The following is a 23,406-nucleotide window of genomic DNA, read 5'->3' as shown; positions in this document are numbered from 1 at the left end:
CAAAAGTAGAATGAAAGCAGAAAACTGAAAAGGTGTAAAATTTACAAATAATGGTGAAAATGGAACAATTATAGTTTAATGTAGTGTAAAAAGGGGGTGTTTGTGTTTCTTTTGAAACACTGAAGGTGTTATCTTTTCTTTATTTTTAAAGAATTTGATAAAATTGGTAGGTTCATCAAAACCTAAATCATATGTGATTTCAGATATTGAATATTTTGAGTTAATTAACATTCGTTTTGCCAACAAAATAATGTATTCACTTATAAACTGCTTAGCACTTTTGTCAATAATTTTTCTTATTGCTAAATTTAATGTCTTGGGACTTATAGACTGTTTGTCAGCATAAAATTTAACGCTTTTCTGCTCTCTATAATGCTCTTTAAGGTCTTTTTTAAACTGAATAAAACGTTGATAATAGATGTTTTGTAAAAGTAAATTTTCCTGTTTGGATTGAACTATTTCTAATAAAATGATTTCTAAATATTTTTTTAAAATATCGGATTTCATTTTCTTGGTAGAAATGATAGTAGATTTAATTTGTGAAATTAATAAATCAATTTCATTTAATAACTCAGCATTTAAAGAAAGGGTTGGATTGCCAATATTTTGCTCAAATACTTGTTCGATTAAAAAATCGTTTTCAAGAAATGAATTTGTGAACAGAATTACATTTCCTTCAGTTTTTTCAATGTTTTTAAAATAATGAATTTGCTCGTTTGAAATAAAAAAAATACTACCTTTTTTGATGTCATATTCTTTAAAATCAATAAAATATTTCCCGTACGAGTTTGTAAAATAGAAAATACCATAAAACTCCTGCCTATGTGGTAGCGATAGTTTTGATTTGCTTTTTTTATAAATAGCAGGCATTGATGTTAGTTCAAAATCTAAATTCTGACTACTATTAAATTTATATTTTGGTGTTTTTTTGCTCACAACTTTATACGATTATTGAACTAAACAATTTATACTTTTCTCTTATGTTTATTACTGAATTAAAAATAAGAAAATAAAGGGAAAAATAAGACCAATTAATGTTAATATCCATTCTCTTTTCTTAAAACTATACTTGCCTTTAGAAATAAACATTCCTGTTATTGCAATGATTAACATTGCAATTCCAAAGATATCTATCTGTAAACCAAATCCACCATTTACTCGTTGATTTATGTAGTATTGTCATTTGCCCTAAAACAGGAATGGTTTTTACATAATCAATTTCGCCAACCCCTGTTTTTGCATCAATATTTACAAATGCATCATTAAGATATAGCCGTATATCATTATCTCTATTTTATAATTTTCATTGATGTTTTTATCAGTTAAAGCCTTTCTAAAAAAATCATCTGTAATCAATAATTCATCTTTGGGTAAATCAAACTAAATAGCGTCTGTTTGAACTGTATATTCTTGAGGATCTATATCTACTCTGTGATTCAAAATAATCCCAGATGCCGAGAAAGCAATAATTAAACCTAAGAAAAAACAGGCTAAATCTCTGTGAATTAATCGGTTCCAATATGCTTTACTTTTTTTCATAATTATGTTCTTTTGTTGTTTGAAATTTACGGTATTAGCACCAAGAGTCCTGTTAAAAGTATAAGTATTGTAATCTTAATCCATTTTACTTTTTTCCAGAAGATATTTGAGTTTAAAAATTGCCTTAATTTCCCTGAAACAATCGCAATAATGCTAAAAACTAAAAATGTTTGTATCATAAATAGTATTCCTAAAATAATTATTTGTACGGAAAAAAGAAATCCATCTTTACTGACAAATTGAGGTAGAAAGGCAATAAAAAATAAGGTTACTTTAGGGTTTAATACATTCATAATAAACCCTTTTTTGTATAACGGAAACCATTTTTCATTGATGTATAAACCGATTGCTTGATTGGATATATTTACCGTAGTCGTTTCTTCATTGTATGTTAAATAGGCCAAATAGAGTAAGTATATTGCTCCAAATATTTTTATGCCATTAAATACATAAGGCGATTGTTGTACGAGAACTGATAAAGCTGTTGCTATTACAATGGTGTGTATAATGATACCTGATGCTAAACCTGCGGAAAATGATAATTCCATTTCTTTTACCTTTGGTAATGCTTTCGTTTAGTACAAAAACATTGTCAGGGCCAGGCATTAACGATAGTGTTATGGATGCCAATAAAAATGATATGAGTAACTCCATTTCCATAGTTTATGATTTTTATTGTCCAACTATTGCCGTAATTTCAATTTCTATCAAACAACCAAAATGTAATTCACGAGTGGGAATGATACATCTTGTAGGTTTATGTTCTTGAAAGAAAAAACTATATCGTTCATTGACTTTATCCCATAGTTCAATGTTCGAGATATAAACTCGTACTTGTAATATCTGCTTTTTAGAACTTCCTGCTTCGGTTAATACGCTTTCAATATTTTTTAGCACTAAATCTGTTTGCTCTTCAATGGATAAAGGAATAGTTTTTGTTTTTTGATCAATTGGAAGTTGCCCAGAAAGATATAATAGTCCGTTATGTTCAATACATTGCGAATAATGTCCGTTGGCTTTAGGCATTTTTGGAGTGTCTATTATTTTCATTTTATTGTTTTTTATTATAGTCTCGATATTACCTCACCTTCAAAAGTGGTATAACTTTTCATTGTGTTTCCTGCCATACAAGAATGTACAGGTAAAACCATTAAATAATCACCAATTTTATAATTATCCATATCCTCTTTTGGGACAGCGATAGTTCCGTGTTCTTGTGACAAACTTTTTACATACGTATTTGGAATTAAATCTCCCCAAGAATTAGTTCCTTTTTCAACCACTCTTCCAAATACCAAACCTTCTTTATCTTCCAATCTATCTTTGGAAAAGTGAACACCACCACCGTAAACGATAATTTCAGAACGTTCTTTATGTATTGCAACTATTGGGCAAGCCAAGGCAACTGCAATTTGTGCAATTGAATTTGAACCAATTAGATTTTGAGTGAGGTCGTAAAAAACAAAATTTCCTGGCCTAATTTCATCAACTCCTGAAAAATCTTCAGCAACACTGCAACTTGGTGTATCACCTAATGAAATGATTAGGTTCGGATAACGGATTTTATACTCACTTTTTAGTTTAGCCATAATCATTAAACTTTTAGAATGTTCTTCTTTAATTGTTTCGTGTGTTCTGCATTTGTAGGTATGACCAGCGTGACCCAAAAAACCAATAAAATTTAGTAATGGATTTTCACCTATTTTTTCTAAAATTATTTTGATTAAATCGCTATTATCTGGGCTTATTCCTGTTCGATGATAGCCTACATCCATTTTCAATAAAATATTTGCTTTGAATTTTAAATGCTCACTTAGAAATGATATACTTTCTTTATTTTCTATACAGAGGTTTAAAGTGATGCTTTTTGCCAATGCATTAATTGGTTCAATTTCTAAAATATTTGTTGGGAAAGCAATTGTGATATCATTCCATTGCGTAGAAAAATATTCAGCCATTGATACTGAAGAAACGGTAATTTTCTCTACTCCAGCATCTTTAAACCAAGATCCAACTTCTAATGATTGATGTGTTTTAAAATGTGGTCTAAATTCTAGATTATGTTTTTTTGCTTTTGAAAACATAGTAATGATATTTTCTTTACATTTTTTCTTGTCTAAAATAAGTGTCGGTTTTGTTATCATAATTTTAGTTTTAAATAATATCTTTATATAAAGATACTTTACAAACATACAAATAATATCTTTACGTAAAGATATTATTTGTATGTTTGTTTGTTTTTAAATTTATAAGATATGAATGAAAAAGACTTAATAGATTCATTAATTAGTGGATGGAAAGAAGAGCGACCTGAGTTAGATACATCTGCTATGGAAGTGGTTGGACGTATATTAAAGTTAAGCAAAGTACTTGAAAAAAGAGCAAGTAAATCGTTATCTATTTATAACATTCATTATACGGATTTAGATGTTTTAGCAACCATTAGACGTTCAGGTAAACCTTATGAATTAACACCATCACAATTAATGAAGTCGGTTTTGATAACTTCAGGTGCAATGACAGCCTTATTAAATAGATTGACTAAATTAGACTTAATTTATCGTTCTCCAGATCCAAAAGATGGTCGGATAAAATTAGTCGGTTTAACTAAAAAGGGATTTAAATTAATAGATAAAGCCATTGAAACACGATTTGTTGAGGCGAGTGATGCTATAAAAATTTTAAATAAAACTGAAAATATGGCACTTTCAATTTTACTGAAAAAGTTATTGAAATCTTTGGATTAATTATTTGTTGGTGAGTGTCGGAGAAAAATTGCTCTTTTGGTTTTTTGTGTTTTGACTTTTAGCGTTGGCAAAAACCAAATGTGCAATTTGTGCGGTTGGCTCTTTCTTTTTAGCACGATTTTTCGTCTGTGGTGCTTGCAGGTAACGATTACACGAATATGACGTCGTTTTAATGACTTATATTCATAGTTAACGAAGTTCGGTTTTTTTCAGCAGAAAATCAAAGGGGAAAACACCTGTTTTTATTATCTTTTTTAAATAAGAAAACTTTTGAATCTGTATGTAAAGTCAACCAAATTTTTAGCTACTTTTCCTAATTAAGATAGTATCGAGTTGTCACCGCAGTGTTTATAGATGCAATTAATTATAAATGGTAATAGCAACTTTAATTTATTTTTAATTCAGTGCTTATGTTAATTTCTTTTGATGAATTTTTGTCTTTTAATTTTACAATTAATTTGCAAGGATTATTAATAGTTCCTTCCGTAAAAGTGAGTTTTGCTGTTAATTGATTCTTTAAATCCTTAGGGTTTACTCCCTCTTTTTCATAATCACTCAATAAATTCTTATTTGAAATGATTTTAATTCCTTCACTATCTACAAGATCGATTGAGAAAATCGGAAAAACTTTTTTATTGCTTAATTCCAGACCTTCAATATCATCAAGTATTAATATTAATAAATCTTCGAAATTAACATTTTGGTTAATAACTGGTTGTTTTTTAGTTTCATTCCACAAGTATATTTTTGAATACTCAATTCCTTTGTTTTCTATTTTTAGTAAATTATTTTCTTTTATTGTGAATGGTAATTCATATGTGAATTCTCCTTTGCCTTTATTATCCCAGATGTTAACAAAAACTTTATACTTTTCATTATTTTGATACGGAAAAGTAGATACAAAATTTGCGTATAATTTTAGAGGAAAATGTTCAGTTCCGTTTTCTAAACTTTCCAATAAGTTAGGGTTTGAAAGAACAGTGTCTTTTTTATTCTTTACAATATACATTGAAATTCCTGGAAAGGTTTTATTTTCTAAATTAGTTAAACCAGTAATATTATTAAAAACAAGATTTACTTTTTCGCCAAAAACAAATTCATTTCTTTTCTCAATTTGTCCATTTATTTCTATGATAACATCATCACTTTCAATTCCATTTCCTCTTGAATAAGCTCCAGTAATTAAGTCAGTATTTGCAGATTTATTAAATTGACAAGAATTAAATGTGATAATTCCTAGTATTAAAATTAATATTCTAATTTTCATTACTTGTTTAGGTTTTCTTATTGTTAGTCGTAAATATGAATTTGACGTTATGTTAATGACTTATTATTCGTAGGTAGCGAAGTTCGTTTTTTTTAAGCAGAATATCAAGAGGAAAAATACCAGTTTGTTAATCACTGTATTTTATTTTAGAATAAGTATTTTTAAATTTCAAGTAAAACTAACCATATCAGATAGTATCTTTGCATTTTACAAGAATACATGTCTATAAACACACTTTTAATAACACCACCTTTTACACAATTAAATACCGCGTATCCTGCAACCGCGTATATTAAAGGTTTTTTAGATTCTAAAGATGTAAAAACAACACAGATAGATTTAAGTATCGAGTTGTTTACCGCAGTGTTTACCAAAGAATTTATAGACGCAATTTTTAAACAAGCACAAATGCTTGGTAATAAAGAATTGCCTTTAGTTTGGCAGCAAAAAGAAGACTATATAAATAAAGTAGATTCTGTAATGAATTATTTACGTGTGCAAGAAGTTACGGCAGCGTATCAAATTATGCATAAAGATTATTTACCACACGGACACAGACGTATTAAATTAGACAAAGATTTAAGTGTAGAATTCGGTAAACTAGGTATTTTAGACAAAGCAAAGCACATTGCTACTTTGTTTGTAGAAGAATTGGGCGATTTTATAAATGCCAATGTAGATGAGTTTTTCTCTTTTACGAGGTATGCAGAACAAATTAGTAGAGCAGCTTCTAGTTTTAATACTTTAGACGAATGTTTACAATACGAAACTACGTTAATCGAAGATGAAATGTTGTATTTGTTAGACGAGAAATTACAGCAAGATACGTATGATTTAGTTTGTTTTACAGTCCCTTTTCCTGGTAATTTATTTTCCGCTTTGCGATGTGCGCAATTTATAAAACAAAAATATCTTACTATTAAAATAGGAATGGGTGGCGGTTATTGCAACACCGAATTAAGACGTTTGTCGGATCCACGTATTTTTGATTTTGTAGATTTTATTACTTTAGATGATGGCGAAGGTCCGTTGTTAAGAATCACTGAATTTATTGAAGGTAAAATAGGCGAGGAGTCTTTAGAAAGAACTTATATCTGTAGAGAGAACAAAGTTATATATGCAGATAAGAAACCGAATACTATTTTTCATCATAAAAATTTACCAGCGCCAAGTTATATTGGTTTGCCAACAGAAAAGTATTTGTCTTTTTTAGATGTTATGAATCCGATGCACAGAATGTGGTCAGACGGAAAGTGGAATAAACTCACTATTTCTCATGGTTGTTATTGGAAAAAATGTTCTTTTTGCGATGTTAATCTAGATTATATTAGCAATTACCAAAATACAACTGCTGACGATTTGGTTGATAAAATTGAAAAAATAATATCAGAAACAGGTATTACAGGTTTTCATTTTGTAGATGAAGCAGCGCCACCAAAAATGTTAAGAGCGTTGGCAAACAAACTCATAGAACGTAAAGTTTACATTACTTGGTGGACCAACATCCGTTTTGAGAAAACATTTACTACAGAATTGTGTGCTTTATTATCAAAATCTGGTTGTATTGCGATTACTGGAGGCTTGGAGGTTGCGTCTGACAGGTTATTGGCAAAAATGAAAAAAGGAGTAGATATCGGTCAAGTTGCGAGAGTTACCAAAGCTTTTTCTGATGAAAACATTATGGTACATGCCTATTTAATGTTTGGTTTTCCAACAGAAACTGCCCAAGAAACGATTGACTCTTTAGAAGTTGTGCGTCAATTGTTCTACAACAATTGTATTCAATCTGCATTTTGGCATCAATTTGCCTGTACAAGTCATAGTCCGGTTGGTAAAAATCCAAATGAATTTCAAATAAAGATTATTGGTCCAGAATTTAAAGGTTTTGCAGAGAATGATTTGTATCATGAAGATCCAACAGGAGCAAAGCATCACTTGTATAGCGAAGGTTTAAATTTGGCTTTAAATAAGTATTTAAATTATAAGGGATTTGAGATTCCTTTAGAAGATTATTTTAATTTTAAGGTTCCTAAAATAACTTTAGAAAATAATTTGGTAGCCAATTTTTTAGATTATTAAGAATTATTTTTTATTGTTGAAAATATAATAAAAAAGAAATAATACAAAAGCGAGAATTAAGATGTTTAAGATAATCGTTTTAATTTTATTGTTTCTGTATTTTTTTCTGATTTCTTGTTTCAATACTTTCATTTCAGAATTAGAAATTTTTGGAAACTCTAATTCATAAGTATTATTATTAAAATAATTTTCTTTCTTTTTTTGAAGTTCATATCTTAAAGCCGCTTTTCTATTTTTAGAAGCTTCTTGTCTTTTGATTAACATTGTTAAAGAACCCCAACCATCCATATTAAAATTCTACTTTTTATATTCATCAAAAGTACCATCATTATAAAAAACGACAATACGTTGTATTTTTTTTCCATCACTTTTAGAAGTTTCATTAAATAAAGAAGGAAGAATAGGAGCAGGGTTTTCTGTATTTTTAGGAAAAACACCTTTTCCATTTAACAGCCATTGAATATCAACATCTATAAACTCTGATGTTACTTTTAGAATGAAATCTAAACTTGGTTTATTTCTTCCAGATAGAATATGTGAAATACTAGAACGTTGTACACCAACTTTATCTGCGAATAAAGAAGCAGAAAGTTGATGGAAATCCATTACTTTTTTTAAGCGAGCAGTGAATTCAGAAGTGTTTACCATTGTAATTGTTTAATATTTTACAAATGTAAACCTTCTGTGATTAGCTACAAAAGGAATTAACTTTAAATATAAAAAAGCGTCGTAATAAATTAAAGTAAAACTTTATGTAAACCCCATAAACACTTAAAAAAGAATTAACTAATGTTTATGTATAGTGAAAATCAATTCAAGTAATCTTATAAATGTCTATTTGTAACATTAAATAAGTAGGTTGTTTACAAAAGTAACAGACCTACAAACATCTACAGATTACATTTGTAATAATTCTACAATTTACAATTGTAACTTTTTCGTTTGTTAACAAATGTGAATGCTGTATTTTTGACAAATATTATTAGCAATAAAAAAATGAAAATACTTACTGAAGAATTTTTAGAGAACATTTATAAAGAACAAAAAGAGACTTCACTTTACGGAAAGTGGATTACTTTTAATGATATTAAAAAAATATTTACTAAATATCAATCTGTATTTCAAGTTTCAGAAATAGGAACTTCTGAAGAAAACAGACCAATTATGCGATTGAAAATTGGTAACGGAAAAAAGAAGATTTTAATTTGGTCTCAAATGCACGGAAATGAAAGTACGGGCACAAAAGCAGTTTTTGATCTTTTTAATTGTTTCTTAAATGCTGATAAAAAAGAATTTTCAATCCTTTTAAAGGAATGCACGTTAGTTTTTATACCAATGTTAAATCCAGATGGTTCGCAAGCGTACACAAGAGTAAATGCTAATAATGTAGATTTAAATAGAGATGTTGTAGATAGAGTTGCTAAAGAAAGTGTACTCTTAAGAAGTATTCTAGAAGAATTTAATCCGCAGTTTTGTTTTAACCTTCACGATCAAAGAACCATATTTAGTGTTGAAGGAACTAAAAACCCAGCTACTATTTCTTTTTTAGCACCTTCAGAAGAAATTACAAGAGAAATTACAACAGGTAGAAAACAAACCATGAATGTTATTGTAGCTATGAATAAAATGCTACAAAAGATTATTCCTAATTTTGTTGGTAGATATACAGACGAATTTTACCCAACTGCAACAGGAGATAACTTCCAAAAACTAGGTTACAATACAATTTTAATCGAATCTGGGCATTACCCGAATGATTATAATAGAGAAGAGTCTAGAAAATATACTTTTTATTCTTTGCTTCAAGGAATTTGTCATATTGCAAATTCATCAAATTTTGATGATTATGAAGAATACTTTAATATCCCGAATAATGACAAGATTTTCTATGATGTAATTCATAGATATGCGGACTCAAAAAATGATAAAGCATATCAATATGAAGATAAAATAATTGATAATCAATTAGTTTCAAAATTGAAGAAAATTGACGAAAAAGTGTTAAAATTACATATTGGACACAACGAAATCGTTTTCGAAGGCTCTAATTTTTAGATATTTCTCATATTTTCGATTGATTAACTAAATTTTATTCATAAATTTGTAGAGTTAAATGAATAATACGCAAAAAAAATGAAAAAATTTATATTAGACGAAATTGATCATCAGATTTTAGACATTTTAATTGAAAATGCAAGAACACCTTTTACAGATATTGCCAAACAATTATTAGTTTCTGCAGGAACAATTCACGTTCGTGTTAAAAAGATGGAAGATGAAGGTATTATTCAAGGTTCTACTTTAACTTTAAATTACGAAAAAATGGGCTATTCATTTATAGCACATGTTGGTATATTTTTAGAAAAAACATCTATGACACAGAACGTTATAGACAATTTAAGAAAAATATCTAACGTAACTGTTGCTTATGTAACTGCAGGAAAATATAACATTTTCTGTAAAGTAAGAGCAAAAGGAACCAACGACGCCAAAAATATTATTTATGCAATAGATGATGTACCTGGTGTAAATAGAACCGAAACAATGATTGCTTTAGAAGAAAGCATTAATGATAAAAAGAGAATGATGCACGCAATCTTTAAGGAATTGTAGACTTACATTTATTTTAATATTTAAAAAAATCCTTATCAGTAAAATGATAAGGATTTTTTTATGCGATATACTTCTTTATGACTATGTTTGTTATTACGAAATTTACAATTTATGAGTACTAAAATTGAGTTTAATGCAAATTCTATAAATAAGGAAATTCTTTTTCAATTATATAAAAACATGCTTAAACCTCGTTTAATCGAGGAGAAAATGTTAATCCTTTTACGTCAAGGAAAAATTTCTAAATGGTTTTCTGGTATTGGACAAGAAGCAATTTCTGTAGGTGTAGCATCTGTTTTAGAAAAAGATGAATACATATTGCCAATGCATAGAAATCTTGGTGTATTTACAACAAGAGAAATTCCATTACACAGATTATTTTCTCAATGGCAAGGTAAAATGAATGGTTTTACAAAAGGTAGAGACCGAAGCTTTCATTTTGGTACCCAAGAATACAACATTGTAGGGATGATTTCTCATTTAGGACCACAATTGGGTATTGCAGATGGTATTGCTCTTGCCAATAAGTTAAAGAATAATAATAAAATTTGTGCTGTTTTTACGGGTGAAGGAGGAACAAGTGAAGGTGATTTTCATGAAGCCTTAAACGTTGCTTCAGTTTGGAGTTTACCTGTTTTGTTTTGTGTTGAAAATAATGGCTACGGTTTGTCTACACCAAGTTCAGAGCAATTTAATTGTGTAAATATTGCTGATAAAGGAATAGGATACGGAATGGAATCTCATATTATTGATGGAAATAATATTCTTGAAGTGTATGCTAAAGTTTCTGAAATTGCAAAAAGTATTCGTAAAAACCCAAGACCAATATTACTAGAGTTTAAAACCTTTAGAATGCGTGGTCATGAAGAGGCGAGTGGTACAAAATATGTTCCGCAAGATTTATTAGATTTTTGGGGAGCAAAAGATCCTTTGGAAAACTATCAAGAGTTTTTGAAAAAGGAAGGAATTTTAACGGAAGAAATTGAAGTTTCTTTAAAAAAAGAAATCATACAGGAAATAAATGAGCATTTAAAAATTGCTTCTGATGAAGAAAAGATAATTCCGAATTTAGAAATAGAATTAAATGATGTTTATAGAAACCATAAATATCAAGAAATAAAACCATCAAATAATAAGAATAAAATTCGTTTAATTGATGCTATTTCTGAAGGATTGAATCAATCTATGGAAAAATATGATGATTTAGTTATTATGGGGCAAGATGTTGCTGAATACGGTGGCGTTTTTAAAATTACTGATGGATTTGTAGAAAAATTTGGAAAAGAACGCGTTAGAAATACGCCAATTTGTGAATCGGCAATTGTTTCTGCGGCATATGGTTTGTCAGTAAACGGAATAAAATCAGTAATGGAAATGCAATTTGCAGATTTTGTTTCTTCTGGTTTTAATCCAGTTGTAAACTTGTTGGCTAAATCTCATTATAGATGGAATCAAAATGCAGATATTGTAATTAGAATGCCTTGTGGTGCTGGCGTTGGTGCTGGCCCTTTTCACAGCCAAACAAATGAAGCTTGGTTTACTAAAACTCCTGGTTTAAAAGTAGTATATCCTGCATTTCCACAAGATGCAAAAGGCTTATTAATAGAAGCTATTAATGACCCAAACCCTGTGTTGTTTTTTGAGCATAAAGCACTTTATCGTTCTGTTTATCAAGAAGTTTCAGAAGAATATTTTACGCTTCCAATTGGTAAAGCAGTACTATTAAAAGAAGGAAATGAAGTTACAATTATCACCTACGGAGCAGGAGTTCATTGGGCTTTAGATACTTTAGTTAATAATTCCAACATACATGCAGATTTAATCGATTTAAGAACGCTTCAACCTTTAGATGTTGAAACTATATATTCATCTGTAAGAAAGACAGGAAAAGCTATTGTTTTGCAAGAAGACTCACTCTTTGGAGGAATTGCAAGTGATGTTTCTGCATTAATTACAGAAAACTGTTTTCATCAATTAGATGCTCCTGTAAAAAGAGTTGGTAGTTTAGAAACACCAATTCCGTTTGAACCCAATTTAGAAAAACAATATTTAGCAAAAAATCAATTTGAATTAGCTTTAAAAGAGCTAATAGATTACTAAAATAAAATTATGGAAAAGATTACAAATAGAGGCTTACATAGAGATATTGCCTATTTTTATGTAGGATTATTAATTGCATTTTCATTTTCTGGAATTATTTTAAACCATAGACAAGACTGGTACCCAAAAGAATACGTTATAGATTCTAAAGAAGTGAATATTACCTTACCAGGAAACACAAAAGATATAAATAAAGATTTCATAATTAATGCAACAAAAGATTTAGAATTAACCTATGAAAGTCATAGAGTTAGAAATGGTTCTTTAAGAGTTTATTTTGAAGGAAAAGCAATTTTAGATACAGATTTAAAAACTGGAGAAGGTATTTTAGAATTTAAAAGATTAGTTCCGTTTGTTGGACAAACAATATTATTACATCAAACTACAAATAGTTTTTGGATTTGGTATTCAGATATTTTTGGAATTGCAATGTTAGTGCTCTCATTTACTGGAATGTTTATTTCTGCAGGAAAGAATACATTTAAGAAACGTGGATGGAAACTAGCTTTGGCAGGATTACTATTTCCAATTGTATTTTTGTTATTATTAGCATAAAACTGCATTTTTTTTTATATTTAGACTCTACAAATTTAATATTATAGATGAACAAACAAGTTATTTTTAAAAAACGCCCAATTGGTAATGTTGAAGCTGATGTTTTTGAATTACAGAACAATGCAATACCAGAATTAGAAGAAGGAGAAATTTTAATTCAACAACATTATGTTTCTTTAGATCCCGCAATGCGTGGCTGGATGAATGATACAAAATCTTACATTCCTCCAATGGCAATTGATTCAGTTATGAGAGCCGGTTCTATAGGAAAGGTTATACAAAACAATAATAATCCAAAATTTGAAATTGGAGATTGTGTTACAAGTTGGGGAGGCGTACAACAATATGTGGTTACAAACGGAGATGGTTGGTATAAAGTAGACGAACGTTTAGCACCAATGCCAATGTATATTGGTACTTTAGGAATGCCAGGAATGACTGCCTATTTCGGTATTCAAGAAGTTGGTAAAATTAAAGAAGGAGATATTGTGTTAGTTTCTGGAGCTGCAGGTGCAGTTGGTTCTATTGTAGGTCAAATTGCAAAAATTAAAGGGTGTACCGTAATTGGTATTGCGGGGGGAAAAGAAAAATGCGACTATATTAAAAACGAATTAGGTTTTGATGATGCAATCGATTATAAATCCGAAAATATTTATACCGCATTAAAAAAGAAATGCCCAAAAGGAGTAGATGTCTTTTTTGACAATGTAGGCGGTCTAATTTTAAATGCAGCTTTAAGTAAATTAAGAATGCATGCTAGAGTTGTAATTTGTGGTGCAATTTCTCAATACAATAACAAATCTAAAATAGATGGCCCAAGTAACTATTTATCTTTACTAGTTACACGCTCTACCATGCAAGGAATGGTGGTTATGGATTACGCTAAAGATTATGCCATAGCTGCAAAACAAATGGGAGTTTGGATGAAAGAAGGAAAACTAAAATCTAGAGAAGATGTTTATGAAGGAATTGAGAATTTCCAAGAAACCTATAATCGATTGTTTTCTGGAGATAAAAATGGAAAATTAGTTCTTAAAGTTATAGAGTAGTGGAACACTTTTTTCAGTGTCCACATTGTTGGGAGGAAATTTCGATGCTTTTTGACACAAGTATTCGTCAACAAACCTATATTGAAGATTGTGAAGTTTGTTGTAATCCCATAGAAGTTACTCCAATTTTTGAAGGTAATGAATTAATTGAGTTTAATACTCAATCAATAGAACAATAAATTGAAATCCTGTTTTTGTAGATTTTTTTTTGAAGCTATTTCCTGCTTTCCGCACTCGCTTTTTTTAGTTTGTTCTCGAAACAAATTTTTCATACTTCAAAATTTACACGAACTGACACTAAAAAAGAGCTCAAACAAATGCTGCAATCAGGGCTAAACTTGTTTGTTAATTTTATAGAATTATTAAAAAATATTGAATTGTAAAAAAACTACTAGATTTTGTCATTCCTGCGAAAGCAGGAACCCATAAATAGTAATAAAAAGAAAACTTTCTAACAATATGCAGAAATAGAAAAACGGTAGTTTTAATTTATAATGCTTGTATAGATTCTTGTCTACGCAGGAATAACAAGTTTCAAAATACTTCTATTAAATCATTAATATAAAGGATTCTTCCATTTAAACTCTTCAAAAAGAGCAATCCAATCTGTTGGAAAAGGAGCTTTTAAAATCAACTCTTCTGCAGTAAAAGGATGTTTGAATTCTAATTTACCAGCATGCAAAAACATATTTACGCATTTAAAATTTTCTTCAAACATAATATTATGGTTTTTATCTCCATATTTTGGGTCTCCAATTAATGGATGACTAATTTTATTTGTATGCACTCTTAATTGATGCATTCTTCCTGTTTTAGGCGATAATTCTAACATACTATAACGAGAAGAATCATACGGTTTTACAGGAATATCTAATGTAATTTGCGCTAGTGTTTTTAAATGTGTTAACGCTTTTTTATGTACATTTGCATCACGCCCTTTTACAGGTGAATCTATAATTTTATAAGTAGGTGAGTAGCCTCTAACAATTCCGTAATAAGTTTTCTGAATTGCATCATTTGTAAATAAATCTTGAAATTTAGAAACATGAACCGTTTCTTTTGCTAATAAAATAATTCCAGAAGTTTTTCTATCTAATCTATGAATAGGATATACTTTTAAGCCAGTTTCCTCTAAAATTAATTGTAAAAGAGAAGTTTCATCAGCAACATTTCTAGAATGATGCGCATGATGTACCAACATATTATTAGGTTTATTTACACAGATAATATATTCATCTTCAAAAATTATTTCTAAACTCATTTTTTATCAGAAAATTTTAAATACTGAATTAATAAAATAGCGAACGTACCACAGATAAAGAAACCTATAAAAAGTGGTAAAGCTGTAGTATCTATAAAACTACCTATATATGTAGCAATAGGAACTGCCATAACGGTAGATACAAATCCATTTATTGCTGCACCAATTCCTGCAATATGCCCAATAGGCTCCATTGCCAAAGCTCTTGTGTTTCCAAATAGAAAACCTAAAGCAAAAAATTCTAAAACAAAAAATGTAATTAAAATAGTACTAGAAGGGTTTGGTTCTCCATAAAACAAAATAATATAAACAAGTGGAATTATTGTAAACACAACTGTAAATATAGACACTAGTTTAAACATACCTAATTTCATTACAAATGTTCCGTTTAAAAATGTAGCTAAACCTACACCAATTGCTAAACCTGCAAAAATAAAGGGAAACTCTTCAACTAAATCATATTGTTCTTGAAAAATTTGTTGGCTAGCACTTAAATAAACCATGAAAGAGCCAGTAACAAACCCAGAAAAAATAGTAAAAACTACTGCATTTTTATGTTTTAGAAATTCTTTTATACCGCCTATAAAAAGTGAAGGTGTTACTTTCTTTCTATTTTCAATTTTTAATGTTTCTGGTTGTCGTTTCCAAACCCATATCATCACAAAAAAACCAAATAATAACTGACTGTAAAAAATGAATCTCCAACCATATAAGTCTAACATCACTTTTCCAATAGCCGGAGCAACAACAGGGACTAATATGAAAATTACTACAACAAAAGACATAATTCTCGCCATGTGATTACCACTAAAACGATCTCTAACCATTGCTATACTTATAGTTCTTGGAGCAGAAAGACCAATTCCTTGAAGAATTCTACCAAAAACCATCATTTCTAAACTGGTTGCAAAAATACAAACTAAACTTGCAAGTGCAAAAACGATAAAACCAACATATATAATTGGTTTTCGTCCAAAACTATCTGATAAAGGTCCAGAAATTAATTGACCAAAACCTAATCCTAAAAAAATCATTGTAATTAATAACTGATTATCTTTAGAATCTGTAATTCCAACAGAAAAACCAATATCATTTAATGCAGGTAGTAAAGCGTCTATAGATAATGCTACTAAAGACATTAAAGACGCCATTACAATTATAAATTCTTGTTCTGATTTTTGCTTAATTTCCATGGCTACAAAAGTAGTTTTTTAAGGATGATATTTGCAGTAGTTTCTATCCTTTTTACGACAAAAAAAGAGCTGCAAAGTGCAGCTCTTTTATATAACTTAAATTGAAATTTATTATTCCTTCCCAATTTGATCTATTACAATATCGTTTCCTAATCCTTTCGGGTTTTGACCCCATTTGTTTGATTTGCTTTCACCGTCCATACAATTTAAAATTAGCAACCAAAAGCTACCTATATAAGGTATAAAACTAATAAAATACCATGTCCCACTTTTTCCTATATCGTGTAATCTTCTAACCGTTACAGCTAATGTTGGAACTATAGTTCCTAAAAAATAAATAAGAAGAACGATTAAAACTACAAAATTTGGTTCTTCGTTAGAATCTAAATATCCAGTTGAAAAAATCATTAAGAAAACAATTAATAAAACGATTATAAAGTGAAAAAGCATAAACATCCAAAATTCTTTACGTCTTGCTCTTCCAGAAAAATCTGCATACTGCTTTAATACTTTTAAATACCAATCCATAGTTTTTTTTTATAAAGGCTAATTTAGATAAAAAACTAAAACAAACCTCTAGATTTTAACTCTAAATATTTATTGATAGTATCGCCTGTTAAATCTTCTGGTTTTGTAAGTACAGATTGAATTCCGTATTTTTTTAATTCGTTTACAATTCGTTTTTTTTCATACATGAATTTTTCTGCGATTATGGTATCGTAAACATCTTCTATATTTTCTGCTTTTAGATTTATTAAACTATCTAACTCCGTATTATTAAAGAAAACTACCAATACTAAGTGATTTTTTGCCAATGCACGTAAATAGGAGAGTTGTCTATTTAAACCATCCATAGTTTCAAAGTTTGTATATAAAATCAATAAACTTCTATGTGTGATTTTTCTTTTAACCACAGCGTACAATGCACTAAAATCTGATTCTGAAAAATCGGTTTTTATATTGTGTAAAGCTTCAGAAATTAAACTCATTTGTGAGTTTCTTTTTTCAGCAACAACCCAATCTTCTAATTTGGTAGAAAAAGACAACATACCCGCTTTGTCTTGCTTTCTTAAGATAACATTACTAATTGCTAAAGTTGCATTTACAGCATAATCTAACAAGGTTAAATCGTTAAATTGCATTTGCATGGCACGACCTTTATCAATAATTGAATAAACAGGTTGCGATTTTTCTTCTACATATTGATTGATCATTAACTGATTTCTCTTTGCAGTAGCTTTCCAATTTAAAGTTCTAATATCATCACCAGAAACATATTCTTTAATTTGTTCAAACTCCAAAGAATGCCCAATTCTTCTTATTTTCTTGGTTCCGTATGCGGTAGATTTATTCGTAAATGCCTTAAAATCGAATTCTCTTAATTTTAAAAATGATGGATAACATTTTACTTCTTTTCCTTCTCCTAAAACATATTTTTTAGTTGCTAGTTGTAAAGGAGAACTTGCAAATACATTAATATTCCCAAAATTATAAACACCTCTTTCTGTTGGTTTTAAGTTGTAGTGAATTGTTTTATTTTCTTTGGAAGCTAAAACAAGGTTGTAATTAAAATCGCGTTTTTGAAACTGATATGGGAATTCTTCAATAATAGATACATGTGCATTAAAACCATATAAATTAGATAGAAGTAAGGTGATTTTATTTTCATCTCCGTTAGACAGTCTTTCTGGTAATATACGTTCTACATCAATTGCTTTTTTTAAATTATATAGAATAAAAACATCTACAAAAACTAAAATGACCAAGATGAATAATAATACTTTTGAAACTTCAAAAAATATAGGTACAAAGAAACCAACTACAAATAGTAGCGATATAACAGCTATTGCATAGAAAAATCTATTATTTAAGAATAATGTGTTGTAAAAGTGTTTCAATGTTCTGTGTAACTGTTTATTAGTTTAATTGTTGATATGTTTATTCGTTTTGAATGCATTCTGTCTGTTCGAGTGATTTCGCTTTTTTAGCGAAATTGTATCGAGAACTTTTTATTTATTTTATTAATGAGATTTCTTAATCGTTTTTCTTTTCGAAATGACAGAAAAAATTATCTATCTAGGTATTTCAACCGCTTCAATAATCTGTTCAATAATCTGTTTGCTTGTTAAACCTTCCATTTCTCTTTCTGGAGTTACAATTACTCTGTGTTGTAAAACCGGAATTGTTGCTCGTTTAATATCTTCTGGCGTTACAAAATCGCGTCCTTCAATAGCTGCAAATGCTTTTGAAGCGCCTAAAATAGCAATACTTGCTCTTGGCGAAGCACCTAAATATAAAAAGGAATTTGAACGTGTGTTCACAACAATATTAGCAATATATTTCAGTAAGTTTTGTTCTATACTAATTTTCTTTATCAAACTTCTAAACTCCATTATTTTTACTCCAGAAACTACTTTTTCTATTTGATCTATTTTAGTTTTATCTTTTAAAGATTGTTCTCTTGTAATGATTTCTAACTCTTCTTCAGCATTCGGATAATCGATGTTTATTTTGAATAAAAAACGATCTAATTGCGCTTCTGGTAAACGATAGGTTCCTTCTTGTTCAATTGGGTTTTGCGTAGCTAAAACTACAAAAGGTTCGTCCATTTTATACGTAGAACCATCGATTGTAACTTGCTTTTCTTCCATTACTTCAAACATGGCAGCTTGCGTTTTTGCAGGCGCTCTATTAATTTCATCAATTAATATCATGTTAGAGAAAATTGGTCCTTTTTTAAACTCAAATTCAGATGTTTGCAAGTTATAAACTGAAGTTCCTAAAATATCTGAAGGCATTAAATCTGGCGTAAACTGAATTCTACTAAAATCGACATCAATAGTTCTAGATAACAGTTTAGCAGTAATTGTTTTAGCAACTCCTGGAACACCTTCTATAAGTACATGTCCGTTTGCTAGGAGTGAGACAATTAGCAAATCCATCATGTCTTTTTGACCCACAATTACTTTTTGTAACTGTTGTTTTATTTTGAACACACTTTCCTGTAATTCAGACAAATCTATTCTGTTTTCAAAAGCTATATTTTCTGATGTTTGTTCGTTTTTTTCTGTTTCCATATCTTACTTATTAAAGAAATTTTCTATCATTTTATACAACCCAATCAGTTCTTCTTCAGAACATTCTGGCTTTTTATTTAAAGCAATAATTGTATTTATTAAATATTTTGTTTTTTGACTGTCATTACCTGATTTTGCTGCTAATTTCTCCATAAAAATAGTATTTAAGTTCCCAGTATCAATCAAGTATTTTGTTCTTACTTTCTCTAGAAAAAAAGCAATTTTCTTATCTATTAAATTCTTATGATCTTGTTCTTTTAAATACAAATTGGCAATGGTTTGTGTAAAAGCAACTGTTGTATTTTTTAAAGGATCCTTTATAGGAATTGGTCGTTGTTTTCTTCTTGCGTTAAAAAGCATAAACAGTAAAGTTCCTGCTAAAGAAACAAATAAAAACCAGGTTAATGTTTTATGCTCTAGAAAGAATTTAAAAACGGAAGTGTTATCGTTTTTTTTATTCTCAAACTTACTCGATTTAATATGTGGATCCCACAAAAGTGTATTATTAGGCACATAAGAAAGTACATTTTCTGCATAGTCTTCTTTACCGTTTAGCATATTGTAATTGGTAAATACAACCGGATTTGTATGTAAATAAAAAGCACCTTTACCATGATAAATTTTGATAAAATTAGGTACTTTCTCACCATCAATTTTTGTGACTCCTAGTACAATAGTGCTATTTTCTTTGTATTCTAAAAAATAATTTCTGCGAATATTTCTATCAAACTCATAAACCTCTTTTGTAAAATGGTCGTTTTCTAGATAGAATTCTCCTTTTAGATCCCTTAAAGCAGCAACAGAATTTGCCTTTTTGTCTAAATTATTGGTCGTAAAACCTAGCTTTTCTTTTAAGTCTTCATTAAAATAATTAAGAGCAATAAAAGCATCATTCCCATTTTTTACAAATTCTAATAAATTGTCAATTCCGCTATCTGTTAATTTGTAAGCACTATTTTTAATACAGACATAAGTTCCAAAATCTCCTCTTTCACTATAATTGTGAAATAAATAATCGTAAAAATTCTCCTTTAAAAGTGTTACTTCTTCTGTCTTAAAAAGATTTTTTGCTTCATTATAAACAATATAATTACCAAACGGGCTTTTTTCTTTCTCTTTAAAATTTTCTTGCCAATTAGTTTTATTACAACTCATTAGCTGTAGTAAAATTAACAAAAAGGCATATTTATTTATGTGTGTAAATCCTTTCAAATGTTTGATTTTAAAAATGATTTATACTTACTTTCCACAGATTTAAATTTAATTTCATCTATTGGAAATTCTCCATACCAAACATAAGAATACACATATGATAAATAAGAGAATTGCCTTCTAGTTTCTTGGTTCTCAATTTCGAAAAGATATTCTGAATTGGTCTTGTCTTTATGATAGTCTATTATTTTTTTAGAAGACAATCCTTTTAAAACCGATAAATAATAATAGCGAATAGCCAATCTGTATTCTTGTTTAGAAATTGCATCCTTTAATAAAGCTTCAATATCTATTTCATGAATGTCTTCATCTTCAAAAATTAATTTTTCTGAAACGATTTTTTTATTTTTTTTGAAGTTCCAAAAACTAACTTCTGATCCTAAAAATGTTTTTAGAATGATAAATATGATAATTCCACCTAATAAATATGGAAAAACATTCGTCATAAAAGACATAAATGCACGCATAAAACCTAGGTTAGGAGTAGCCGCTTTTTTTTCTTCTTTAACTTCTGTATAGATGAAATCTTCATCAGTATACTTTTCTTTTAAGTTGTCTTTGAATTCTCTTTTTGAAGTAAAATCTATATTTTTAGCATAGATAATGGTGTCTTTAATAACAGCAGTAGAGTCTATTTCTTGTATTTGTGCATGTGTAAAAACACAGAAGGCCATCAAAAATAAAAAGAGGATTCTTTGCTTCATTAATAGATTTGATGTTTTCTGGCCACTTTAAATGGTAATATTAAATAATAATAACTGATAGACACCAAACTAATTCCTATTATTAGAAAACAAAGAATTGTTGGCATTATATTAGAATATCTTGTAATATAACCTTCTAAAATTGCAGCAACTAATGTAAATGGAATAGTACTAATAAAGATGTAAAAAGCTTCTCTAATTCCTATTTTAAAAGATTCGAAACGTTTTAATGTTCCCGGAAACAAAATACTTGCGCCAATAATATAACCTGCAGCAGATTCAATAATCATACTAAAAATTTCATAAGTTCCATGAATCCAGATTCCTTTAATACTATCAAAAAAACTATTATGTTGATAGAAAAAAGCTTGAAAAACGGCCACCATAATGGCATTATAAATAATATAAAAAGCAGTTCCTATACCTAAAAACAAACCAGAAAGAAACATATTTAAACCAACTCTTTGGTTGTTATCGTAAATACCTATAAAAGTTCCCCAATTGCTTCCGCCTTTATAAATTGCCATAGCATCGCCACTTTCTATGTTTTCTAAAGTGGTATCTACATAATTATTTCCTAAAATCTGTCTTGCAAAACTATCATCATTAAAAGTAGATAGTAATCCGATGAAAAAACAACAAAAGAAAATAATAAATGAGAGGTAAATGTATTTTCTGTATTTATAAGAGAGTAGTGGTACTTTATCAAAAAAGAAGTAGAGTAGTGGGTTTTTATCTTTTCTTTTGGAGTGATAAACTTTGTCAAAGCTAGTCTTGGCAAGCTTATTAAGATATAATGTAACTTTACTTTTTGGATAATATGTTTGCGCATATACAAGGTCATTCATGATCTTGATATGCAGGTTGGCAATGTCATCTGGACTTTTTTTCTCTTTATTTGAAAATCCTTGTTCGAATTCGAGCCATTTTTCTTTATTTTGCTTTATAAAAGCGACCTCTCTCATTAAGAGCGAATTTAAACATTGTATGAAAAGACTGCAAATAAAAACTGCACAAAATGTAAACATCAATTTTGCCTTGGCAAATGTTGGTCAAAGGCTCTTGGCATTTAGTATTGATAACCTTTTAAAGTTTGCCTATATTTATTTTTCAATAAAAGTATTCGACTTTACATTAATTCAAGCTGCATTTGGTGATGATAATTGGACTTTAAAAGCCATAGATATTCTTATATTTCTGCCCATAACATTCTATTCTTTGTATTCAGAAATTTTAATGGACGGACAAACTGTTGGTAAAAAATTAATGAAAATAAAAGTGATAAATATTGATGGTTTTAAGCCTTCAATAACCGATTATATTATGCGTTGGTTTTTACGTATTATAGATTTTAACCTCTTTATATTAATTTTTGTTTATGTTGCTTCTTTAGGTTTAGATGGTAGAGAAGAGTTATTGTGGTTGTTGTTTTTATTTGGAAAAATGTTAGGTTTTTTATTGATTCTATCCACAAATAAGAGTCAAAGATTTGGTGATATTATTGCAAATACTGTTGTTATTGCTATAAAAGATGAAGTAAAATTCTCTGAAACCATTCTTGAGAATATTTCTAATAAATATATACCAACATATCCTAACGTTATTAAATTATCTGATAATGATGCACGTATTATTAAAGAAACCTTTAGAAATGCATCAAAATTTAATGATTATAAAACCCTTATAAAACTCCGCTCTAAAATATTAGAAGTAACAGGTATTACTTCTAAACATAAAACCGACAAAGAATTTATAGACGCGGTTTTAAAAGATTATAACTTTTACACACAAAATATGTAACTATAAATTCCTTAAAAACTACATATTATTATATCTATTGTAATATTCTAAAATTTTTATTAGTATCATAATTTCATATAGTTCTTTACCTGTTGTGCATTATAAAAAAGCTGTTCATTGATTAAGAGAATCGTATATTTAATTGAATTTCAAACATTTAAATAGATGAACAGCTTTAGAGCAAATTACGAGAAAATTTTAGAGGTATTA

General features: G+C 28.9%; 26 protein-coding genes. 9 read left to right on the top strand and 17 right to left on the bottom strand.

The features are described 5' to 3' along the window. Positions 1–75: 75 nt before the first annotated feature. The 6 genes from V3V28_RS05390 to V3V28_RS05370 form a co-directional block, all read right to left on the bottom strand. Complete coding sequence (locus V3V28_RS05390) at positions 76–936, bottom strand: AraC family transcriptional regulator (protein ID WP_331364005.1); 861 nt, start codon at positions 934–936, stop codon at positions 76–78. A 51-nt stretch (positions 937–987) separates the two neighbouring features. After that, positions 988–1,134, bottom strand: coding sequence for a PepSY-associated TM helix domain-containing protein (locus V3V28_RS14665; RefSeq protein ID WP_442957520.1), 147 nt, complete (start codon positions 1,132–1,134; stop codon positions 988–990). A gap of 246 nt (positions 1,135–1,380) precedes the next feature. Next, on the bottom strand, positions 1,381–1,539 hold the full coding sequence (locus V3V28_RS05385; RefSeq protein WP_331364004.1) for a hypothetical protein: 159 nt from the start codon (positions 1,537–1,539) through the stop codon (positions 1,381–1,383). 26 nt (positions 1,540–1,565) lie between these two features. After that, positions 1,566–2,087 carry a LysE family translocator gene (locus tag V3V28_RS05380; protein ID WP_331364003.1) on the bottom strand — a complete coding sequence of 174 codons (522 nt, stop codon included), beginning with the start codon at positions 2,085–2,087 and terminating at the stop codon, positions 1,566–1,568. 124 nt (positions 2,088–2,211) lie between these two features. Beyond that, positions 2,212–2,589 carry a RidA family protein gene (locus V3V28_RS05375; RefSeq protein WP_331364002.1) on the bottom strand — a complete coding sequence of 126 codons (378 nt, stop codon included), beginning with the start codon at positions 2,587–2,589 and terminating at the stop codon, positions 2,212–2,214. A gap of 14 nt (positions 2,590–2,603) precedes the next feature. Continuing rightward, positions 2,604–3,683 (bottom strand): alanine racemase, encoded by a 1,080-nt coding sequence (locus tag V3V28_RS05370; protein ID WP_331364001.1) that lies wholly within the window; start codon positions 3,681–3,683, stop codon positions 2,604–2,606. 111 nt (positions 3,684–3,794) lie between these two features. Here V3V28_RS05370 and V3V28_RS05365 point away from each other — a divergent pair, with 111 nt between their 5' ends. Then, complete coding sequence (locus V3V28_RS05365) at positions 3,795–4,286, top strand: MarR family winged helix-turn-helix transcriptional regulator (protein WP_331364000.1); 492 nt, start codon at positions 3,795–3,797, stop codon at positions 4,284–4,286. Between the two features lie 385 nt (positions 4,287–4,671). Here the strand turns inward: V3V28_RS05365 and V3V28_RS05360 are convergent, their stop codons facing one another. Next, positions 4,672–5,553, bottom strand: a complete 882-nt coding sequence (locus V3V28_RS05360) for a hypothetical protein (RefSeq protein ID WP_331363999.1) — start codon at positions 5,551–5,553, stop codon at positions 4,672–4,674. Between the two features lie 219 nt (positions 5,554–5,772). On the opposite strand from V3V28_RS05360, the gene V3V28_RS05355 reads away from it, so the two are divergent. Next, positions 5,773–7,632, top strand: coding sequence for a B12-binding domain-containing radical SAM protein (locus V3V28_RS05355; protein WP_331363998.1), 1,860 nt, complete (start codon positions 5,773–5,775; stop codon positions 7,630–7,632). A 3-nt stretch (positions 7,633–7,635) separates the two neighbouring features. On the opposite strand, the gene V3V28_RS05350 is transcribed toward V3V28_RS05355, so the two are convergent. Next, positions 7,636–7,920, bottom strand: coding sequence for a hypothetical protein (locus V3V28_RS05350; RefSeq protein WP_331363997.1), 285 nt, complete (start codon positions 7,918–7,920; stop codon positions 7,636–7,638). Positions 7,921–7,929: 9 nt separating this feature from the next. After that, positions 7,930–8,280, bottom strand: coding sequence for a helix-turn-helix domain-containing protein (locus V3V28_RS05345; RefSeq protein ID WP_331363996.1), 351 nt, complete (start codon positions 8,278–8,280; stop codon positions 7,930–7,932). Positions 8,281–8,628: 348 nt separating this feature from the next. Here V3V28_RS05345 and V3V28_RS05340 point away from each other — a divergent pair, with 348 nt between their 5' ends. The 6 genes from V3V28_RS05340 to V3V28_RS05315 all read left to right on the top strand — a co-directional run bounded on the left by V3V28_RS05340 (position 8,629) and on the right by V3V28_RS05315 (position 14,128). Beyond that, a complete protein-coding gene (locus tag V3V28_RS05340) occupies positions 8,629–9,687 on the top strand; it encodes a M14 family zinc carboxypeptidase (protein ID WP_331363995.1) in 1,059 nt (352 codons plus the stop codon). A gap of 78 nt (positions 9,688–9,765) precedes the next feature. Continuing rightward, complete coding sequence (locus V3V28_RS05335; RefSeq protein ID WP_331363994.1) at positions 9,766–10,245, top strand: Lrp/AsnC family transcriptional regulator; 480 nt, start codon at positions 9,766–9,768, stop codon at positions 10,243–10,245. Positions 10,246–10,356: 111 nt separating this feature from the next. Further along, a complete protein-coding gene (locus tag V3V28_RS05330; RefSeq protein ID WP_331363993.1) occupies positions 10,357–12,345 on the top strand; it encodes an alpha-ketoacid dehydrogenase subunit alpha/beta in 1,989 nt (662 codons plus the stop codon). Positions 12,346–12,354: 9 nt separating this feature from the next. After that, entirely contained in the window at positions 12,355–12,900 is a 546-nt protein-coding gene (locus tag V3V28_RS05325) for a PepSY-associated TM helix domain-containing protein (protein ID WP_331363992.1), read from the top strand. Positions 12,901–12,947: 47 nt separating this feature from the next. Then, complete coding sequence (locus V3V28_RS05320; RefSeq protein WP_331363991.1) at positions 12,948–13,949, top strand: NADP-dependent oxidoreductase; 1,002 nt, start codon at positions 12,948–12,950, stop codon at positions 13,947–13,949. Beyond that, positions 13,949–14,128 carry a CPXCG motif-containing cysteine-rich protein gene (locus V3V28_RS05315; RefSeq protein WP_331363990.1) on the top strand — a complete coding sequence of 60 codons (180 nt, stop codon included), beginning with the start codon at positions 13,949–13,951 and terminating at the stop codon, positions 14,126–14,128. The genes V3V28_RS05320 and V3V28_RS05315 overlap by 1 nt, the downstream gene beginning before the upstream one ends. A 377-nt stretch (positions 14,129–14,505) precedes the next feature. Here V3V28_RS05315 and V3V28_RS05310 read toward each other — a convergent pair whose 3' ends face one another. The 8 genes from V3V28_RS05310 to V3V28_RS05275 form a co-directional block, all read right to left on the bottom strand. Continuing rightward, positions 14,506–15,210, bottom strand: a complete 705-nt coding sequence (locus V3V28_RS05310; RefSeq protein WP_331363989.1) for a pseudouridine synthase — start codon at positions 15,208–15,210, stop codon at positions 14,506–14,508. Then, a complete protein-coding gene (locus V3V28_RS05305) occupies positions 15,207–16,403 on the bottom strand; it encodes a multidrug effflux MFS transporter (RefSeq protein WP_331363988.1) in 1,197 nt (398 codons plus the stop codon). Before V3V28_RS05305 ends, V3V28_RS05310 begins: the two co-directional genes overlap by 4 nt. 111 nt (positions 16,404–16,514) lie before the next feature. Then, a complete protein-coding gene (locus V3V28_RS05300) occupies positions 16,515–16,931 on the bottom strand; it encodes a DUF805 domain-containing protein (RefSeq protein ID WP_331363987.1) in 417 nt (138 codons plus the stop codon). Between the two features lie 35 nt (positions 16,932–16,966). Continuing rightward, positions 16,967–18,301, bottom strand: a complete 1,335-nt coding sequence (locus V3V28_RS05295; RefSeq protein WP_331363986.1) for a DUF58 domain-containing protein — start codon at positions 18,299–18,301, stop codon at positions 16,967–16,969. Between the two features lie 174 nt (positions 18,302–18,475). Beyond that, positions 18,476–19,480 (bottom strand): AAA family ATPase, encoded by a 1,005-nt coding sequence (locus V3V28_RS05290; protein ID WP_331363985.1) that lies wholly within the window; start codon positions 19,478–19,480, stop codon positions 18,476–18,478. Between the two features lie 3 nt (positions 19,481–19,483). Next, entirely contained in the window at positions 19,484–20,635 is a 1,152-nt protein-coding gene (locus tag V3V28_RS05285) for a DUF4350 domain-containing protein (protein WP_331363984.1), read from the bottom strand. Positions 20,636–20,688: 53 nt separating this feature from the next. After that, a complete protein-coding gene (locus V3V28_RS05280; protein ID WP_331363983.1) occupies positions 20,689–21,396 on the bottom strand; it encodes a hypothetical protein in 708 nt (235 codons plus the stop codon). Then, entirely contained in the window at positions 21,396–22,361 is a 966-nt protein-coding gene (locus V3V28_RS05275; protein WP_331363982.1) for a stage II sporulation protein M, read from the bottom strand. The genes V3V28_RS05280 and V3V28_RS05275 overlap by 1 nt, the downstream gene beginning before the upstream one ends. Positions 22,362–22,383: 22 nt before the next feature. Between V3V28_RS05275 and V3V28_RS05270 the strand changes: the two genes are divergently transcribed. Then, positions 22,384–23,196, top strand: a complete 813-nt coding sequence (locus tag V3V28_RS05270; protein WP_331363981.1) for an RDD family protein — start codon at positions 22,384–22,386, stop codon at positions 23,194–23,196. The last annotated feature ends 210 nt before the right edge of the window (positions 23,197–23,406 follow it).

It is taken from the genome of Polaribacter sp., assembly GCF_036480315.1.
Lineage (GTDB): Bacteria > Bacteroidota > Bacteroidia > Flavobacteriales > Flavobacteriaceae > Polaribacter.
The sequence above is the reverse complement of the archived record's forward strand: the minus strand, read 5'-3'. Positions and strand labels throughout refer to the sequence as shown.

Bases quoted from the DNA above. Each gene is read 5' to 3' on its own strand.
- V3V28_RS05385 (WP_331364004.1), bottom strand. From the start codon at position 1,539: ATGAAAAAAAGTAAAGCATATTGGAACCGATTAATTCACAGAGATTTA.
- V3V28_RS05380 (WP_331364003.1), bottom strand. From the start codon at position 2,087: ATGGAATTATCATTTTCCGCAGGTTTAGCATCAGGTATCATTATACAC.
- V3V28_RS05375 (WP_331364002.1), bottom strand. From the start codon at position 2,589: ATGAAAATAATAGACACTCCAAAAATGCCTAAAGCCAACGGACATTAT.
- V3V28_RS05370 (WP_331364001.1), bottom strand. From the start codon at position 3,683: ATGATAACAAAACCGACACTTATTTTAGACAAGAAAAAATGTAAAGAA.
- V3V28_RS05365 (WP_331364000.1), top strand. From the start codon at position 3,795: ATGAATGAAAAAGACTTAATAGATTCATTAATTAGTGGATGGAAAGAA.
- V3V28_RS05360 (WP_331363999.1), bottom strand. From the start codon at position 5,553: ATGAAAATTAGAATATTAATTTTAATACTAGGAATTATCACATTTAAT.
- V3V28_RS05355 (WP_331363998.1), top strand. From the start codon at position 5,773: ATGTCTATAAACACACTTTTAATAACACCACCTTTTACACAATTAAAT.
- V3V28_RS05350 (WP_331363997.1), bottom strand. From the start codon at position 7,920: ATGGATGGTTGGGGTTCTTTAACAATGTTAATCAAAAGACAAGAAGCT.
- V3V28_RS05345 (WP_331363996.1), bottom strand. From the start codon at position 8,280: ATGGTAAACACTTCTGAATTCACTGCTCGCTTAAAAAAAGTAATGGAT.
- V3V28_RS05340 (WP_331363995.1), top strand. From the start codon at position 8,629: ATGAAAATACTTACTGAAGAATTTTTAGAGAACATTTATAAAGAACAA.
- V3V28_RS05335 (WP_331363994.1), top strand. From the start codon at position 9,766: ATGAAAAAATTTATATTAGACGAAATTGATCATCAGATTTTAGACATT.
- V3V28_RS05330 (WP_331363993.1), top strand. From the start codon at position 10,357: ATGAGTACTAAAATTGAGTTTAATGCAAATTCTATAAATAAGGAAATT.
- V3V28_RS05325 (WP_331363992.1), top strand. From the start codon at position 12,355: ATGGAAAAGATTACAAATAGAGGCTTACATAGAGATATTGCCTATTTT.
- V3V28_RS05320 (WP_331363991.1), top strand. From the start codon at position 12,948: ATGAACAAACAAGTTATTTTTAAAAAACGCCCAATTGGTAATGTTGAA.
- V3V28_RS05310 (WP_331363989.1), bottom strand. From the start codon at position 15,210: ATGAGTTTAGAAATAATTTTTGAAGATGAATATATTATCTGTGTAAAT.
- V3V28_RS05305 (WP_331363988.1), bottom strand. From the start codon at position 16,403: ATGGAAATTAAGCAAAAATCAGAACAAGAATTTATAATTGTAATGGCG.
- V3V28_RS05300 (WP_331363987.1), bottom strand. From the start codon at position 16,931: ATGGATTGGTATTTAAAAGTATTAAAGCAGTATGCAGATTTTTCTGGA.
- V3V28_RS05290 (WP_331363985.1), bottom strand. From the start codon at position 19,480: ATGGAAACAGAAAAAAACGAACAAACATCAGAAAATATAGCTTTTGAA.
- V3V28_RS05285 (WP_331363984.1), bottom strand. From the start codon at position 20,635: ATGAGTTGTAATAAAACTAATTGGCAAGAAAATTTTAAAGAGAAAGAA.
- V3V28_RS05280 (WP_331363983.1), bottom strand. From the start codon at position 21,396: ATGAAGCAAAGAATCCTCTTTTTATTTTTGATGGCCTTCTGTGTTTTT.
- V3V28_RS05275 (WP_331363982.1), bottom strand. From the start codon at position 22,361: ATGAGAGAGGTCGCTTTTATAAAGCAAAATAAAGAAAAATGGCTCGAA.
- V3V28_RS05270 (WP_331363981.1), top strand. From the start codon at position 22,384: ATGAAAAGACTGCAAATAAAAACTGCACAAAATGTAAACATCAATTTT.